This window comes from Photobacterium sanguinicancri (genome assembly GCF_002265265.1).
GTDB classification, from domain to species: Bacteria; Pseudomonadota; Gammaproteobacteria; order Enterobacterales; family Vibrionaceae; genus Photobacterium; species Photobacterium sanguinicancri.
This window is the reverse complement of the sequence record NZ_NOIF01000117.1, coordinates 1-15,847: the sequence shown is the minus strand read 5'-3', so window position 1 is coordinate 15,847 and position 15,847 is coordinate 1. Positions and strand designations below refer to the sequence as shown.

At 44.9% G+C, this 15,847-nt stretch carries 15 protein-coding genes; 6 read left to right on the top strand and 9 right to left on the bottom strand.

Annotated elements, in window-relative coordinates; genetic code table 11:
* Window positions 1–52: 52 nt before the first annotated feature.
* From ASV53_RS16145 to ASV53_RS16105, 9 genes are all read right to left on the bottom strand, one after another.
* On the bottom strand, window positions 53–745 hold the full coding sequence (locus ASV53_RS16145; protein WP_239928819.1) for an SDR family oxidoreductase: 693 nt from the start codon (window positions 743–745) through the stop codon (window positions 53–55).
* A gap of 310 nt (window positions 746–1,055) precedes the next feature.
* Window positions 1,056–1,565 (bottom strand): VC2046/SO_2500 family protein, encoded by a 510-nt coding sequence (locus ASV53_RS16140; RefSeq protein WP_062689982.1) that lies wholly within the window; start codon window positions 1,563–1,565, stop codon window positions 1,056–1,058.
* Window positions 1,566–1,667: 102 nt separating this feature from the next.
* On the bottom strand, window positions 1,668–2,834 hold the full coding sequence (locus tag ASV53_RS16135; protein ID WP_094957835.1) for a MalY/PatB family protein: 1,167 nt from the start codon (window positions 2,832–2,834) through the stop codon (window positions 1,668–1,670).
* A 112-nt stretch (window positions 2,835–2,946) separates the two neighbouring features.
* The gene (locus ASV53_RS16130) at window positions 2,947–3,924 is read right to left on the bottom strand and encodes an alpha-L-glutamate ligase-like protein (RefSeq protein WP_062689984.1); all 978 of its coding nucleotides are present in this window, start codon (window positions 3,922–3,924) and stop codon (window positions 2,947–2,949) included.
* Between the two features lie 3 nt (window positions 3,925–3,927).
* A complete protein-coding gene (locus ASV53_RS16125; RefSeq protein ID WP_094957834.1) occupies window positions 3,928–5,433 on the bottom strand; it encodes an inactive transglutaminase family protein in 1,506 nt (501 codons plus the stop codon).
* A 13-nt stretch (window positions 5,434–5,446) separates the two neighbouring features.
* On the bottom strand, window positions 5,447–6,217 hold the full coding sequence (locus ASV53_RS16120) for an ATP-dependent zinc protease family protein (RefSeq protein WP_094957833.1): 771 nt from the start codon (window positions 6,215–6,217) through the stop codon (window positions 5,447–5,449).
* Between the two features lie 168 nt (window positions 6,218–6,385).
* Entirely contained in the window at window positions 6,386–7,360 is a 975-nt protein-coding gene (cmoB, locus tag ASV53_RS16115) for a tRNA 5-methoxyuridine(34)/uridine 5-oxyacetic acid(34) synthase CmoB (protein ID WP_062689988.1), read from the bottom strand.
* A gap of 14 nt (window positions 7,361–7,374) precedes the next feature.
* A complete protein-coding gene (gene cmoA, locus ASV53_RS16110) occupies window positions 7,375–8,103 on the bottom strand; it encodes a carboxy-S-adenosyl-L-methionine synthase CmoA (RefSeq protein ID WP_062689990.1) in 729 nt (242 codons plus the stop codon).
* A gap of 253 nt (window positions 8,104–8,356) precedes the next feature.
* Window positions 8,357–9,202 (bottom strand): DUF72 domain-containing protein, encoded by an 846-nt coding sequence (locus ASV53_RS16105; protein ID WP_094957832.1) that lies wholly within the window; start codon window positions 9,200–9,202, stop codon window positions 8,357–8,359.
* Window positions 9,203–9,588: 386 nt separating this feature from the next.
* On the opposite strand from ASV53_RS16105, the gene aspS reads away from it, so the two are divergent.
* From aspS to ruvB, 6 genes are all read left to right on the top strand, one after another.
* Window positions 9,589–11,385 (top strand): aspartate--tRNA ligase, encoded by a 1,797-nt coding sequence (gene aspS / locus ASV53_RS16100; RefSeq protein ID WP_094957831.1) that lies wholly within the window; start codon window positions 9,589–9,591, stop codon window positions 11,383–11,385.
* 123 nt (window positions 11,386–11,508) lie between these two features.
* Window positions 11,509–12,252 carry a YebC/PmpR family DNA-binding transcriptional regulator gene (locus ASV53_RS16095; RefSeq protein WP_094957830.1) on the top strand — a complete coding sequence of 248 codons (744 nt, stop codon included), beginning with the start codon at window positions 11,509–11,511 and terminating at the stop codon, window positions 12,250–12,252.
* Between the two features lie 22 nt (window positions 12,253–12,274).
* The gene (gene ruvC / locus ASV53_RS16090) at window positions 12,275–12,796 is read left to right on the top strand and encodes a crossover junction endodeoxyribonuclease RuvC (RefSeq protein ID WP_062689998.1); all 522 of its coding nucleotides are present in this window, start codon (window positions 12,275–12,277) and stop codon (window positions 12,794–12,796) included.
* Between the two features lie 124 nt (window positions 12,797–12,920).
* Window positions 12,921–13,994, top strand: a complete 1,074-nt coding sequence (locus tag ASV53_RS16085; protein WP_094957829.1) for a glycosyltransferase family 4 protein — start codon at window positions 12,921–12,923, stop codon at window positions 13,992–13,994.
* A gap of 110 nt (window positions 13,995–14,104) precedes the next feature.
* Window positions 14,105–14,722, top strand: coding sequence for a Holliday junction branch migration protein RuvA (ruvA, locus tag ASV53_RS16080; RefSeq protein WP_062690004.1), 618 nt, complete (start codon window positions 14,105–14,107; stop codon window positions 14,720–14,722).
* A gap of 19 nt (window positions 14,723–14,741) precedes the next feature.
* Window positions 14,742–15,755 (top strand): Holliday junction branch migration DNA helicase RuvB, encoded by a 1,014-nt coding sequence (gene ruvB, locus ASV53_RS16075; protein WP_094957828.1) that lies wholly within the window; start codon window positions 14,742–14,744, stop codon window positions 15,753–15,755.
* Window positions 15,756–15,847 lie beyond the last annotated feature (92 nt).

Here is a 15,847-nt window from a genome sequence, read left to right as displayed (position 1 = left end):
GAATAATATTCATTAATCACTTTACTGATAATGGCTAAGCCACAGCCACAGCCTAAACCTCTGCCTCTAACATCCTGCCATTGAAGTAGTCATTGGTGACAATGTACTCAGCACTTCGAACAATTTCATACTGTAAATGCTGGTTGATCGCATTATTTGTGGTGCAATCACTACAGTCGCAGCCTAATGTGATCGGCGCAACGCCACCCACTCTGATATTAAAGTCTGATAGTTCTTTCGCCCAACTCAGGGTTAATCCAGAGACGATGGCTTTTGTACTATCAAAGTTTTGGTGTTGTTCGTTGTCTTGCGGCTGAGTGATAAGGTTGACTATCACGCCTTGTCGGTTGGTGTTACGCATGTAATGTGCCGCTTGCTTACCAAAGGCAAAAAAAGTGGTGGTGAGTTCAAGCATTGAATGGCTAAATCTATCGACCGACGAAGGGGAAAATAAAGCCGGCAATTCAGCCCCTAGCGTGTAGTTGATGAGTACGTCAATCGAGCCGAGTTGTTGATCAACAGAGTCAAATACATATTTGATGCCCCCTTCATCCTGTTTGGCAAGATGATATGCTTCGCATTGAGCTCCAACGGCTTTACAAGCTCGATACGTTTGGTCAAGTTGTGCTTTGTCGATATCGAGAAGTGCGAGTTTGGCGCCAAGTGACGCAAAATGCAGTGAGATGGCTTTGCCTATTGGGCTACCTGCGGCAGTGATGAGAATGACAGATTGCACAATTTCCATGGCGACCATCCGTATTTATTTAGATTGGTATGATTTAGTAAACTTCTTTTTATACCGTTTTAGTCGTTGAAGTGATCACTGCGCGAAGCGAACTGAATGTCGCGCCGGAAGTGAACGTTGTCTTGGCTAAACACTGGTTATTGACCGCCTGAATTGAAAGCTGAATTTACGGCGTCTTTTACGGCACTTTGATTCAAGAGGGTCATGCTCAAATGTTAGTAAATTGTATCGGCGTTAAACGAGCCTATCTACAAAGGTATGATTAGGGTCACTAAAGATGATGTCATTGAGGATGGATGTTTGAGGGGGGTCACGCTGCGTGGTGCATCTCGGCAAATCGCTTGGCGTGTATCAGCGATAAATAGAGATCTTGGGGTGACACTTTCAGCTTGGCTTCTTCCGCTGGCGGTAGGCGGCGTCGCTCATGGCCAGACAAGTTATGATACAGCTCTTCTGGCATGCCTTTGGTTCCTTGTGGTGGGAATGTTAAGGCTGCGGGTTGTAACTCATGCAAGAATTGTGAACTGCGTAAACCACCACGGTGAAAGGCATCGGCTTGTGAAGCTGCACGCTCATAGCAGTGCTCAGTACTCGTCAGTGGTTGTGGGCGTGCTAGCTCAAAATATTCACGCAGTTCTTCTTCTGTTTTCCCTTCCGCTGGTGGGATCTCGGTTGGGGTTTTCTCCAGATAGTCCGGTGATAGCATCGCAAGCATTAACGCAAAGTCAGATCGGCGACCCGTTTCAACCGCATGGTTGAGTTGGCTGCCTAGCTGTACTTCGTTTATCAGCTGTGCTTTGTCTAATGTATGGATTTGCATCTGAATAAAAGAGGCTCTGTTGTGTGATACCTCTTTTATCGGGTGATGGATTGAATTCTTTAGCGTTTTTTAGAAAAAGCTTACTCTTTTCTTTTTTCTATGCTAATTCGCCGTACTTTCAAGCCGTGCGATTGCTGTTTCCATTCGCGTTATGGCTTCTTCAAGTATGGTTCGACTACATGCAAAGTTAAGCCGTATGAATTGCTTGTTGCCAAAATCTGCACCGGGCGACATACCAATACCAGCTCGTTCAAAAAAGGTATGTGGGTTTTGAACGGGTAGGGCTGAAGCATCAATCCACGCGAGATACGTCGCTTCGATCGGGTGTAGTTTGAGATACGGCATCGCATTGATTGCTGTAGTGAGTAAATCTCGGTTTTCACGGAGGTATTCTGTTTGATGCATTAACCAAGTTTCACCATGTTCATAAGCTGCTTGTGCGGCTGTATACGCTAGGGCATTTACATCCGGGACTATACCTAATTTGGTCCTAATAAATCGACGACGTAATTCCGGATTGGGAATGATGGCCATAGATGCACCAAGGCCTGCGATATTAAAGGTTTTACTTGGTGCAATTAGGGTAACTGAACGTTGAGCGGCTTGTTCATTTAAGCTGGCAAAGGGAATATGAGTTGCGCTTTTATCTAAAATCAAATCGCTGTGGATCTCATCTGCGCATACCAAAAGGTCATGCTGTTCTGCAAAGTCGAGAGTTTGCTCTAACTCTTGCTGACGATACACAGTACCGCCAGGGTTCAGCGGATTACAAAGCAGCATCAACGTTGTGTTTACCGCTAGTTCGGTGCGTTGTAAATCAGGTAGCCAACGCTGGTTTTGAAGTGTCACGGGGATGGTCGATAGTGTACGTTTCGCGAGTTTGATTGATGACATAAAAGGGGGATAAATCGGTTTTGGCGTGACGACGCCTTGGTCATCATCAGTGAATGCACGGACGCATAAGTTAATTCCACAAACTAATCCCGGTAAGTACACAACCCATTCTGGCTCAATTTGCCAATTAAAGCGGGTTGCCATGCGCTCTACAATCAGTTGGGTGAGTCGCTCGGGTGCATGGCTATAACCAAAAATACCATGTTCAACTCGCTGATGAAGTGCATCTGTAATTTCGGTTGGCACTTTAAAGTCGCTATCGGCAATCCACATTGGCAATATGTCTTGGTTGGTATACTTGCTCCATTTTATGCTGCCTGATTGACGACGATCTATTATGGCGTCGAAAAGAGAGTTGTGTGGATGTACAGACATAATCAGGCGCTTCTGAAAAAGGGAGAGTAATTGCAGTATAAGGAAATTGACACATAAAAAAACAGCCCTGATTGTCATCAGAGCTGTTTAGGTCACATTGCGAATAAGTGACTTATTTACTGGTTGTTTTCACCCCAAACTGATCGGCGGCGTAAGCGACACGTTCGGCTGGCGTTGGGATCTCATTCGGTGTTCCCATGTGTTCAATATGCTGTAAGCGAGGTAATAAACCACAGCCATTAGCAATTTGAATAGCTAAACCTGGGCGGGCATTAAGTTCTAACACCATAGGGCCTTTGGTTTTATCTAATACCATATCGGTACCCATATAACCAAGTCCTGCCATTTCCCAAGCACTTGCAGCTAATGTCAGCAAGCGATCCCATTCAGGAACAGCAAGTTCACTGAGTAAACGGCCAGTATCTGGGTGGCGTTCGATTGGATGGTTGAACTGGACGGCACGAATAGCTTTGCCTGTGGCAATATCAATCCCGACCCCAACAGCACCTTGGTGTAAGTTCGCTTTACCATCTGATGCCGCCGTCGAGCAGCGCATCATCGCCATAACTGGATAGCCTTTAAAAACGATAACCCGTACATCGGGCACGCCTTCGTAACTAAAGCCATCAAACACATCATCAAACTGAATCAGGTTCTCAACCATCGCAACATCATTTTTACCCCCTAGCGAGAACAATCCCGCTAAGGTGTTGGTGATATGGCGTTCGACATCTTGTTTTGAGATCTCAGCACCTGATGGCTTGGTATAGACACCGTCTTTATGTTTAACAATAACGAGGATACCTTTACCACCCGAGCCCTGTGCGGGCTTAATAACAAAGCCCGGCCAGTCTTTTACCATGTCGTGCACACGACGCACATAGACTTGGCTATCGATAATGCCGATTAGCTCGGGAACGGTAGCGCCCGCTTGTTGAGCGATTTTTTTTGTTTTTAGCTTGTCATCCACAAGTGGGTACAAGCTACGGTCATTATAGCGACCAATGTAACTATGATTACGCTTATTCATGCCCATGATGCCACGGTCACGAAGCCTAAACGGTGAGGTAAACTGTGACAGTAAAGACATAGCTTAATCCTCCGTTAGGGGCTTAAAGCGGCGTAGTTCACTTAAACGGTAGCCAGTGTAGTTACCAAGCATCAGTATGACCGCTAAGATGATGAGCTGCACACCGATAAAGTTGAACGTTAAGTGACGAACCACTTCATTGGTCATCGCAAGGTAAACCAAAACTGCCGTTAGTAGCGAACCACCACCTTGAATGAAGACTTCTTTAGCCCCTTCTTCTTCCCATAGAATCGACATACGTTCGATAGTCCATGACAAGATAATCATAGGGAAGAAGGTAATGGTTAAACCTTCGACTAAGCCAATCTTAAAGGCGACAACCGTAAAGACGGAGATAATCATTATTACAGTGATGATGACCGCGGATATTCGGGCAACGAGCAATAGATTGAGCTTCGAGAGGTAACTTCGAATGATCAAACCCGTGCCGACAATTAACAAGAACCCGACGATACCGGTCACCAGCTGAGTTTGCACAAAGGCAACAGCGATCAGTACAGGCATGAAAGTACCTGAGGTTTTCAAGCCAATAATAACGCGGAGGAATACTACGATAAGCGCACCAATCGGCACTAGCATAATGGTTTTGAACATGGCTTGTTCTTCAACCGGTAGGCTGTGAATCGAAAAGTTCAGCAGATCTTCTGCTTTTACTTTTTCGCTGGTCGCGCGTTGCGGTGTGATGTCTTGTGCAATGATCGAGAAACTCACGTTCGAATTTCGACCGCCGACAACATCAAGCATGGAGTGACCTTTTTGGTTCCATACCAAGACATCTTCAGGTTTGCCTTCTTCGCCCGTTTGCGGATCAAACAGTAACCACTGTTCACCGTTCCAGACTTCGACTAACGGGTTGATGCTTTGGCGGCGACGGCCATCTTCAAGCACTAATCCGCCAACCATACGAGCATGCACACCTTCCAATGATAACAAGCTGATAATGGCATCTTCACGGCTCAAACTATTGAGTAGTAGCGATGCATTTTGATTTTGTTTATCGTTGAATTGTTTAATCAGCTCACGCGTTAGCGTTAGATTATCAGAAGAGAGGGTGCGAGCTTGATCAAGCAGTGCTGTTGCAGCAGTTTGCTGTGGGTTATCTAAACTTACAGCCAGCGTTTCACCTTTAGGAGGTGATTGGTCAAACTGTGCTTGGTCATCAACCAGCATTTGTGTTTTGTAATAGAGGATTTGCTTACCAATCGCTTCACGAATGGACCACTCGGCTCTACGGCCTTTATCGGTATCGATAAGTGCTACACCATAGCCTGGTGAAGAGGTACTTTCATCGATAAGTGTAAAGCCCTTTTGCGTTTCTGGCGCAGCCATTGATACTTTGACAGGGTCGCCAATAGCATCGAATTCTACACGTGCTTCAAGCTCCCAAAGGTCTCGTTTTTCTCCTGGTGTCCATGGAACACCATACACATCATGGCGATATTGGCTCAGGCCAACACCAGCAATGATGAGTAATGTGACGAGAAAATAAAAAGGTATTCTTGATGTCATGACATCCTCATCATTATCTTAGAGTTAGTTGTTCGGGTTCGTCCTTGCCTTGAACATATTTTTTACCGACATCAACAAGAGCGATATCTTTAAAGAATTCACGCCCTAGTAATACTGGGTAGGTCATTTGTGTTCGGTCAGCGAGCGTAAACTGTGCTTTTTCATGTAAAGAACCTAATTGAACCCATGCTTCGATGACTGGTCGGCGAACCGCTTCTTGGCTCGTGGACTGGCGAATTTTTACCCAGCGTAATATAGGCGCTTCGAAAATTTCAGGTTCTTCGATTACATCGGTTAGCTGGTGGTTCAAATTAAAGCGTACCCATTCTTTACCATTACGCTCAAAAACTTGAAGGTCAACTGCATTCAGTGACGATGTTGTTGCGCCAGTATCAATTCGCGCTTTGAAGTGCGACTTGACTGAATCTAACCATACCCATTCTTCTTCACCTAAAATTGCTTTACCGTGAGCAAGCTTAGGGTTTGGTGCTTCCACTATAGCTGGTATCACTCTCGTTGGTTTTTCTGCAATGAGTTGGGGTTGAATAATGGTACGAACAGGTGCGTTATGCACACCCTCTGATAATGATAATAGCTCTTTTTCTAGATTTGCAATATGTTCATTTTGTTGATCTATTTGATCAGACATTGTTAAGAGCTGGCCATTAACGTTGGTTTCCATTGCATTAATAGCTTGTAGTGTTTTTTGATGCTGTTCAGGCTGGTTTAGCGCACATCCAGAAAGCAAGGCGAGAGCCAATAAGGGAAAACTACGGCGAAGCATCATATCTCCGGTAAATAATTGTTGTTTTTATATAAACGACGCTAGTTTAGCGCACAAAACAAAGGGCGAATAGCACCCCATGTCAGGGGGAAGTCATCTTTTTATGATTTTGTTATTAATGCGAAGGTAGATAAGTAACAAACCACAAAAAAATGACTCAACACAGTGTTAATCTGGGTTTCGAGCCACTAATACTGCACGGCGTGGTGCAGGGTAGCCTTCTACTGTTTTACTTGGATCGTTTTGATCCAAGTACTCAGGTAATGAGTTATTGGTCATCCAGTCAGTCGAGCGCTGCTCGTCAGTGGTTGTGACATTTTCATCGACAATACGCACATCAACGAAACCACATTTCTCCATCCACACCTTTAATGCTTTTGCTGATGGGAAAAAGTAGACATTGTGCATTTGAGCATAACGGTGAGTCGGTACTAGTACCGTGTTTTCATCGCCTTCGATAACTAAAGTTTCAAGGATAACCTCACCATCTTTACGAAGTTGATTTTTTAACTGCATGATGTGATCAAGCGGTGAGCGACGGTGATAAAGCACGCCCATGCTAAATACCGTGTCGAATGCTTTAAGTTCTGGCAGTTCTTCAATACCAAGCGGTAGCAAGAACGCGCGCTCATCGTTACCCATTAGGCGACGAATGGCTTCGAACTGCACTAAAAATAGGTTTGATGGGTCGATACCAACTGTTAGCTTGGCCCCTTCACCTAGCATGCGCCACATGTGGTAGCCATTGCCACAACCCACATCAAGTACGGTGCGGTTCTTCAAGGGGGAAATATGCGGTAAAACGCGATCCCATTTCCAATCCGAGCGCCATTCTGTATCAATATCGATACCGTGGACATGGTATGGCCCTTTGCGCCATGGATGTAACAATCGAAGTAGGCTTTCTAGGCGTTTTTGTTCACCATTGGCAATACCATCTTCGTACGCGATGCTAACGGCATTTTTGATGTCGATAGAATCGGGCTTATCGGTAGGAAATTTTTGTAAAGCACGGGTCCAGCGCCCCATATCACCATGCTGTGCACGTTCCCAGTCATCAAGTTGCTTAGGGAGTGTGTTAAGCCAAGGGCGTAGCGTCTCGTGTTGTGCGATCAGCTGGTAAAATTCTGAAAAACTAAACATGTAAAACTTAAACCTTATTTAATCGCAAACATAGAACCAAAATTGAAGCACTGGAACCAGACTTCAGAGCTGCTAAAACCAATGTTTGCAAGACGTTCGCGGTGAGTATCGATACTGTCTGGACGCATCACATTTTCAATGGCACTGCGTTTTTGGCTGATTTCCAATTCGCTATACCCATTGGCACGTTTAAAATCGTGGTGAAGGTCTATCAATAACTCGTTCGCACTTTCGTCTTCAAAAATGTATTTCTCTGAAAGAATCAAAATACCGCCTGGACGAAGCCCTGCGTAGATCTTTTCAAGTAATTGTTGACGGTCATTTGGTGATAGAAACTGCAGCGTGAAGTTCAGAACCACAACCGATGCATCAGTGATTTCAATTTCACGGATATCGGCTTCAATCACAGTGACAGGGGTGTCTGAACGGTACGCATCAAGATGTAAGCGGCAGCGCTCAACCATCGCAGAAGAATTATCTACGGCGATAATGGCACAACCTTCTTGTTGAATATGACGACGCATTGATAGGGTTGCAGCCCCTAGCGAACAACCAAGGTCGTAAATATTAGAATGTGGCTTTGCAAAACGTTCAGCGAGCATGCCAATCGCAGATATGATGTTGCTGTAACCTGGTACAGATCGTTGAATCATATCAGGAAAAACTTCAGCAACGCGTGCGTCAAACGTGAAGTCACCCATTTTTTCAATCGGTGCTGCGAATATATTGTCGTGGCCAGCCATTCTCACGAACCTCTTAACTTTAGGAAATGGTATGCATAATGCAGTTTGCCTGTGTAAAAACAGGCACGAGGCATGATCCATCATCCTCTAAAAAGGCGCGTATTGTAGAAAAAATGTGGCCGTTTGTCTTTAATGAAATGTATTTTGGTTATAAGGGCATTTAGGTGCGGTTAGGTCTTGTATCATTGCTGTTAATGAATGTTTGCACTACTAGGCATTTTTTCTACGCTAAGCCTTTATGGCATCGATGAAACTACAATAAATCAATTTGTGGGTTCGTTTCGGCTGCCGGCAATTGAACATCGGGTAAATTGGTTTGTTGTTGCAAACATTTTTGTTGAAGCAATGTGTAGAGGCGAGTCGCAAGCTCGGGGGCATGATTATTATCTGGCGTATGAATAAAGAGGTAAGGGGTTTTACCGTCCTTGATCCACTTGGGTAATCGACATAACCAATTAGCAAAGAAAGGGTCGTTGCTTAAATCTTCAGGATGGCCAATAAAGCGCACCATTGGTGAGTCACTGGTGGCAATGGCATGCACGGGGACTTTGGGTTTTTTCTGGTGTGCATCAATCACAGCTTCTGTGAGAGGTGGTGCAGAAAACACCGGGCGGCTGTCCATAATAATACGGTTCGCATTGTGCGTGATGAGCAATTGGTTGAGTGCTTTTTCTTCTTCGCCTTTAGCAAAAAAGGCCGCATGACGAACTTCGACACCAATAGGAAAATGCTTCGGTAGTCGTCTTAAGAAAGCATCTAAAGCGGGTAGCGAGTGTGGTCCAAATTGTGCGGGTAATTGAATTTTCCACAAACCTACTTTGTGTTCGAGCGGTGCCATGACGTGAAAAAAGTCAGCGATCAGTTGATCGCAGTGCTGCAGTTGTTGCTGATGAGTAATCGTGGACGGTAATTTAAAGGTAAAGCGAAAATCATCGGGAGTTGCATCGTGCCATTTTCTTACTGTTGTGCTTGCGGGCGTTGCATAAAAGGTGGTGTTGCCTTCAACCGTAGAGAACACTTGCGCATAACGCGCTAACCGTTCGCTATTTTTACAGCCACTGCCATATAGAGAAGATTGCCATTGATTGTGTGACCACATGGCCAATCCTAGTCTGATGGGAAGGGGATGTATGGTTTTCGACGCTAACATAACGGATCCTTTTTTGCTTACTTTGTCGGCGAAATACACATCGCTTGGTAATCATACGAAGTTTTTCTACGTAAGTACGCATCAAAATATGTGAACCAAACTTGCTGAACACGCTTTGTTTGTGTTTTTTTACTTGATTTCGACCGTCCTCTTTTCCTACATTAAAACTTTTGCTTTATAATAACGCGTTATTTTTGTCTCTCGACCACACCTAATCATCAGTTTTGGATGAATTTTGAGCGATTTGCGGTCGGGATGAGTCAACCTGTGCAAGCGATATAAGCCGCTTGCTGTAATCGCTCACAGGATTTAAGTAAACAGATCGGGAATTTCTTATGCGCACCCAATATTGTGGTCACCTGAACAAGTCCCTAGCAGGGCAAACAGTAGAGTTATGCGGCTGGGTTAACCGTCGCCGTGATTTAGGCGGTCTAATTTTCGTTGATATGCGAGATCGTGAAGGTATTGTTCAGGTAGTCGTTGATCCGGATATGAAAGATGTATTCGAAGTCGCGAACCAGCTGCGCAACGAATTCTGTATTCGCTTCACAGGTGAAGTACGCGTTCGTCCTGAAAGCCAAGTGAATAAAGACATGGCAACAGGTGAAGTGGAAGTATTTGCAACGGGTCTTGAGATCATTAACCGTTCAGAAGCGCTACCTTTAGATTTCAACCAAACGAACTCTGAAGAGCAACGCTTAAAATACCGTTACATTGATCTTCGTCGTCCAGAAATGAGCGATCGCATCAAGCTACGTGCAAAAGCATCAAGCTTTGTTCGTCGTTTCCTTGATGACAATCTATTCCTAGATATCGAGACACCAGTACTAACAAAAGCGACGCCTGAAGGCGCACGTGATTACCTAGTACCTAGCCGTGTTCATAAAGGTAGCTTCTACGCACTACCACAATCACCACAGCTATTTAAGCAGCTGCTAATGATGTCTGGTTTTGACCGTTACTACCAAATCGTTAAATGTTTCCGTGATGAAGATTTACGTGCTGACCGTCAACCTGAATTTACTCAAATCGATATCGAAACTTCTTTCCTAAGTGCATCACAAGTGCGCGAAGTGACTGAGCGTATGATCACTGAAATGTGGAAAGAGCTACTAAGCGTAGATCTTGGCGCATTCCCAATCATGAAGTTCGAAGAAGCGATGCGTCGTTTTGGTTCTGATAAGCCAGATCTACGTAACCCACTAGAACTTGTTGATGTTGCTGACATCCTGAAAGATGTTGAGTTTAAAGTATTCTCTGGCCCTGCAAACGATAAAAAAGGCCGCGTAGCGGTTATTCGTGTACCAGGCGGTGCTTCTCTGTCTCGTAAGCAAATCGACGAATACACTAAGTTCGTAGGTATCTACGGTGCGAAAGGTTTAGCATGGATGAAAGTGAACGACCGTGCTGCGGGCCTTGAAGGTGTTCAATCTCCAGTTGCTAAGTTCTTAAACGAAGAAGTAGTTACTTCTATTCTAGAGCGTACTCAAGCAGAAACTGGCGATATCATCCTATTTGGTGCTGATAGTAAGCGTGTTGTGACTGAAGCTATGGGTGCACTTCGTCTTAAACTGGGTGAAGACCTTGAACTGACTGATAAGTCAGCATGGAAACCACTATGGGTTATCGACTTCCCAATGTTTGAAGAAGATGACGAAGGTAACCTACATGCGATGCACCACCCGTTCACATCGCCACTAGGTATGACACCTGCTGAACTTGCTGAAAACCCAGCAACTGCAAACTCGAATGCTTACGATATGGTTATCAATGGCTACGAAGTGGGCGGTGGTTCTGTACGTATTCACAACGCAGAAATGCAATCAGCGGTATTTAGCATTCTAGGTATTGAAGCTGAAGAGCAAAAAGCGAAGTTCGGTTTCCTACTTGAAGCATTGAAGTACGGTACACCACCACATGCGGGCCTAGCTTTCGGTCTTGACCGCCTAGTAATGCTGCTTTGTGGTACAGATAACATCCGTGATGTTATTGCGTTCCCGAAAACAACTGCAGCATCTTGCCTACTGACTGATGCACCAAGCCTAGCTAACCCAGCGTCGCTTGAAGAGCTATCAATTGCTGTAGCGATTGCTAAAAAAGAAGAGAAAAAAGACCAAGCTAACAACGCTTAATCTTTTTTGATGAGCTGATCAGATCGCCCAGATCTGATCAGCTTTTTTTTTGGAATAACGTTTTCAACGTTACCCAGAGGGAGCAAGTAGCGCTTACTCATTGGGACTAATTCGGAGTAGATCATGGCTGGACACAGTAAATTCGCCAATATCAAACACCGTAAAGCGGCACAGGATGCCAAGCGCGGTAAAATTTTTACTAAGTTAATTCGTGAAATTGTTGTTGCAACAAAAGAGGGTGGCGCTGAAGTCGAAAATAACCCTCGTCTTAGAGCGGCAGTTGATAAAGCACTTTCGAACAACATGACACGCGACACTATTAACCGCGCTGTGAGCCGTGGTGCTGGTGGCGAAGGTGATGATGGTGTTGAAACCGTTATTTATGAAGGTTATGGCCCTGCGGGTACTGCCGTAATGGTTGAGTGTATGACAGACAACCGTAACCGTACGGTTTCAGGTGTGCGCCATGCTTTTAGTAAATCAGGCGGTAATCTTGGTACAGATGGTAGTGTTAGCTACTTGTTTGATAAGAAAGGTGTTATTTCTTATGCGCCGGGCTTAGATGAAGATGCGATCATGGAAGCTGCGCTAGAAGGCGGTGCTGATGATGTTGAAACCAATGACGATGGCTCTATCGATGTGTATACCACACCCGCTGAATTTGGTGCTGTAAAAGATGCACTTGATGGTGCAGGCTTTGAAGCGGTAAACGCAGAAGTGACACTCGTATCTTCAACGAAAGCCGATCTTGATATTACTACAGCGCCAAAACTACTTCGCTTGATTGATGTATTAGAAGATCTTGATGATGTTCAAGAAGTTTACCATAACGGTGAAATTTCAGATGAGGTTGCAGAGCAGCTATAAGCTGTCTGTATAAAGGCGAACTATGTCCATCATTTTGGGTATCGACCCTGGTTCTCGTATTACTGGGTATGGCGTTATCCGTCAGCAAGGTCGACACCTTGAGTACCTTGGAAGTGGCTGTATTCGAACTTCTTGTGAGGATATTCCTGGTAGATTAAAGCAGATCTATGCTGGGGTGTCAGAGGTGATTACCCAATTCCAGCCCGATGCCTTTGCGATTGAAGAAGTTTTCATGGGCAAGAATGCGAGCTCTGCCTTAAAATTAGGCCAAGCACGCGGAAGCGCAATTGTTGCTGCTGTTAATGCTGACCTTCCTGTTAGTGAGTACGCGGCCCGCTTAATTAAGCAAGCCGTTGTTGGAACTGGGGCTGCAGATAAATCTCAGGTGCAACACATGGTTTGCTCGGTATTAAAATTACCCGGTAAACCCCAAGCCGATGCTGCAGATGCATTGGCTGTTGCTATTTGTCATGCCCATACACATAAAACGCTAATCGCAATGGCTGGGCGTGCAACTGGCGCCCGCCGAGGACGTTATCGTTAAATGACGTTGTTATAAAAGCAGCTTCGGCTGCTTTTTTGTGCATGTTGCAAGCCGATAAACATGTGCTTTGGCAAAGCTGTGTACTAGATTTAACAGTAATCACCTGTAAAGGATTACTGTGGGTATGAAAGTTTTATTGGTTATTCATGGGCTCAATGGTGTTGGCGGTACCGAGCGAGTCACAACTCATATTGCTAATTTATTGGCTGAAAATGGCAATCAAGTTTCGGTTTTAAGCCTGACATCCGTTGGTTCATCACCCGCATTTACACTCAATGATGATGTGACACTGCTACAGCCTAAGCGCACTTACTCTTCTCTACTCAAACATCTTCACCAAATATGGCAAGTTATTCAATTGCGTAAGCAGTTCGATGTTGTGATCGCCTCTGATACTCAGCTCTGTTTATATGTCTGGCCATTAACGTTGTTATCAAAAGCAAAAATTGTTGCATGGGAGCATTTTAACTCACAGGTAGTTACTCGGTTTGGCAGCCGTTGGTTTGGACGGAAAATCGCAGCAAGATTGTTTGATAAAATTGTGGTACTGACCCAGCAAGATAAAGCCTCTTGGCTAGACAGGTATCAACCTCATTCCCCAGTGTCTGTTATTCCTAATCCTTGCGCTATGGCTATGCTTCCTACAAGAGAAGAAACGCCAATTAAAAAAGTCGTGTCAGTTGGACGGTTTACTTCGCAAAAAGGTTTTGATTTTCTGGTGCGTGCTTGGTCACTCATTCCCACTGCAATACGTGCTCAGTGGCAGCTGCAAATAGTTGGCCCCACAGGGAGTGCGAGCAAGGAAATCGAACAGTTAATTGTCGCGTTGCAGCTAGAAGGCCAAGTGATTATTGGCGGAGCGAGCCACAATATGGAGCAAGTTTATGACAGTGCTTCTATTTACGTGATGAGTTCGCGTTATGAAGGTTTTGGCATGACATTGGTTGAAGCCATGGCTAGAGGTCTGGCTGTTGTGGCTTATAATTGTCCTATGGGGCCAAAAGAAATAATTCAGGATAAGTTCGGGATTATTGTGCCAGCTGAATCGGTTGAACGATTGGCTGATTCTCTGTCTGAGTTGATGGAAGATAACCAGCTACGTCTTTATTACCAACAGCAATCTTTAATCGGGGTAAAACGTTATGAACCCGCTAAGATTGTTGAGCGCTGGCAACAAGAAATTCGCACTTTTCCGTAATGGTGATATGAAGGGGGATCTTGAGGTTTAGGTACCACAAATAGCTGGATGTCCATCCAGTATTTGACTATCCTAGAGCCAATTATTGATTCAAAGATAGAGATGAAGCTGTGATTGGTCGTCTACGTGGAACCGTACTTGAAAAACAACCACCTGAAGTATTACTTGAAGTTGGTGGTGTGGGCTATGAAATTCAAATGCCAATGAGCTGTTTTTATGAGCTGCCAGAAAAAGGCCAAGAAGCGGTTATCTTTACACACTTTGTTGTGCGTGAAGATGCACAATTACTCTATGGTTTTAATAAAAAGAGCGAGCGTGAATTATTCCGCGAAGTGATTAAAGCCAATGGGGTCGGGCCTAAACTGGGTCTGGCGATTCTCTCTGCGATGACAGCAAGCCAATTTGTGCTGAGTGTTGAAAACGAAGATGTGACAACACTGGTGAAAATTCCAGGCGTAGGTAAGAAAACGGCTGAACGTTTGGTTATTGAAATGCGTGACCGCCTGAAAGGGTGGGGCGAAGGAGATCTATTTACTCCGGCACAAGATACTGCGGCTTCTCAAGCTATTGGGGCACAGTTAGCTGCACGCGCTGAAGATGAAGCTGTGAGTGCATTGGTTGCACTTGGCTATAAACCGCAACAAGCGTCGAAAGTCGTATCTCAAGTTGCTCAGCCTGATATGACAAGTGAAGCGATTATTCGTGATGCACTGCGTTCGATGGTTTAATGAAGGTTGTACGTAAATAATGATTGAAGCGGATCGCCTTATCTCGAATAACTTTGAACCATCACGTGATGAAGATGTGATAGACAGAGCTATTCGCCCTAAATTGTTGCAAGACTACCAAGGGCAAGACCATGTGCGCAGTCAGATGGAAATATTCATCAAAGCAGCGCAACTTCGTAACGAGGCACTGGATCATCTGCTGATCTTTGGGCCTCCAGGTTTAGGTAAAACAACATTGGCAAACATTGTTGCTAATGAAATGGGTGTGAGTATCCGTACGACCTCAGGCCCTGTTTTGGAGAAAGCTGGCGATCTAGCTGCACTTCTAACAAACCTTGAAGAAAATGATGTCTTGTTTATCGATGAAATTCACCGCTTAAGCCCTCAGGTTGAAGAGGTGCTATACCCTGCGATGGAAGATTACCAGCTCGATATCATGATTGGTGAGGGGCCAGCTGCTCGCTCAATTAAGATCGACTTGCCACCATTTACCCTAATAGGTGCGACAACGCGAGCGGGTTCTCTTACCTCGCCATTACGTGATCGTTTTGGGATTACGCAGCGTTTAGAGTATTACAAAGTTGAAGATCTGAAAGACATTGTACAGCGTAGTGCTAATTGCCTAGAGCTGTCGATGGAAGAAGAAGGGGCGATGGAAGTCGCTGTGCGCGCTCGTGGTACACCGCGTATTGCTAACCGTTTACTCCGCCGAGTTCGAGATTACGCTGAAGTGATGGCAGATGGTCATATCAGCCATGATGTCGCTGCAAAAGCGCTTGATATGTTAGACGTCGACAGCAGTGGCTTTGATTACATGGACCGTAAGTTATTAATGGCGATCATTGATAAGTTTATGGGGGGCCCGGTGGGGCTCGATAACTTAGCGGCGGCGATTGGTGAAGAGAAAGATACGATTGAAGATGTATTAGAGCCCTATTTGATTCAGCAGGGGTACTTACAACGAACACCGAGAGGGCGAATAGCCACACATCGCGCGTACTTACACTTTGGGTTGGACTTACCTGAGCGTTAATGCGTGCTTTAGCGATGAGAATGGTTAATCAAATGTAAAAAAGCGAGGCTATCTAGTCTCGCTTTTTTTATCATTCAATAAAAACTACCAAA

Excerpts from the sequence above, each read along its gene's own strand:
- cmoA (WP_062689990.1), bottom strand. The coding sequence starts at position 8,103 with ATGGCTGGCCACGACAATATATTCGCAGCACCGATTGAAAAAATGGGT.
- ruvC (WP_062689998.1), top strand. The coding sequence starts at position 12,275 with ATGTCCATCATTTTGGGTATCGACCCTGGTTCTCGTATTACTGGGTAT.
- ASV53_RS16120 (WP_094957833.1), bottom strand. The coding sequence starts at position 6,217 with ATGCTTCGCCGTAGTTTTCCCTTATTGGCTCTCGCCTTGCTTTCTGGA.
- ASV53_RS16085 (WP_094957829.1), top strand. The coding sequence starts at position 12,921 with ATGAAAGTTTTATTGGTTATTCATGGGCTCAATGGTGTTGGCGGTACC.
- ASV53_RS16145 (WP_239928819.1), bottom strand. The coding sequence starts at position 745 with ATGGAAATTGTGCAATCTGTCATTCTCATCACTGCCGCAGGTAGCCCA.
- ASV53_RS16105 (WP_094957832.1), bottom strand. The coding sequence starts at position 9,202 with ATGTGGTCACACAATCAATGGCAATCTTCTCTATATGGCAGTGGCTGT.
- aspS (WP_094957831.1), top strand. The coding sequence starts at position 9,589 with ATGCGCACCCAATATTGTGGTCACCTGAACAAGTCCCTAGCAGGGCAA.
- cmoB (WP_062689988.1), bottom strand. The coding sequence starts at position 7,360 with ATGTTTAGTTTTTCAGAATTTTACCAGCTGATCGCACAACACGAGACG.
- ASV53_RS16125 (WP_094957834.1), bottom strand. The coding sequence starts at position 5,433 with ATGACATCAAGAATACCTTTTTATTTTCTCGTCACATTACTCATCATT.
- ASV53_RS16095 (WP_094957830.1), top strand. The coding sequence starts at position 11,509 with ATGGCTGGACACAGTAAATTCGCCAATATCAAACACCGTAAAGCGGCA.
- ASV53_RS16135 (WP_094957835.1), bottom strand. The coding sequence starts at position 2,834 with ATGTCTGTACATCCACACAACTCTCTTTTCGACGCCATAATAGATCGT.
- ASV53_RS16130 (WP_062689984.1), bottom strand. The coding sequence starts at position 3,924 with ATGTCTTTACTGTCACAGTTTACCTCACCGTTTAGGCTTCGTGACCGT.
- ruvB (WP_094957828.1), top strand. The coding sequence starts at position 14,742 with ATGATTGAAGCGGATCGCCTTATCTCGAATAACTTTGAACCATCACGT.
- ASV53_RS16140 (WP_062689982.1), bottom strand. The coding sequence starts at position 1,565 with ATGCAAATCCATACATTAGACAAAGCACAGCTGATAAACGAAGTACAG.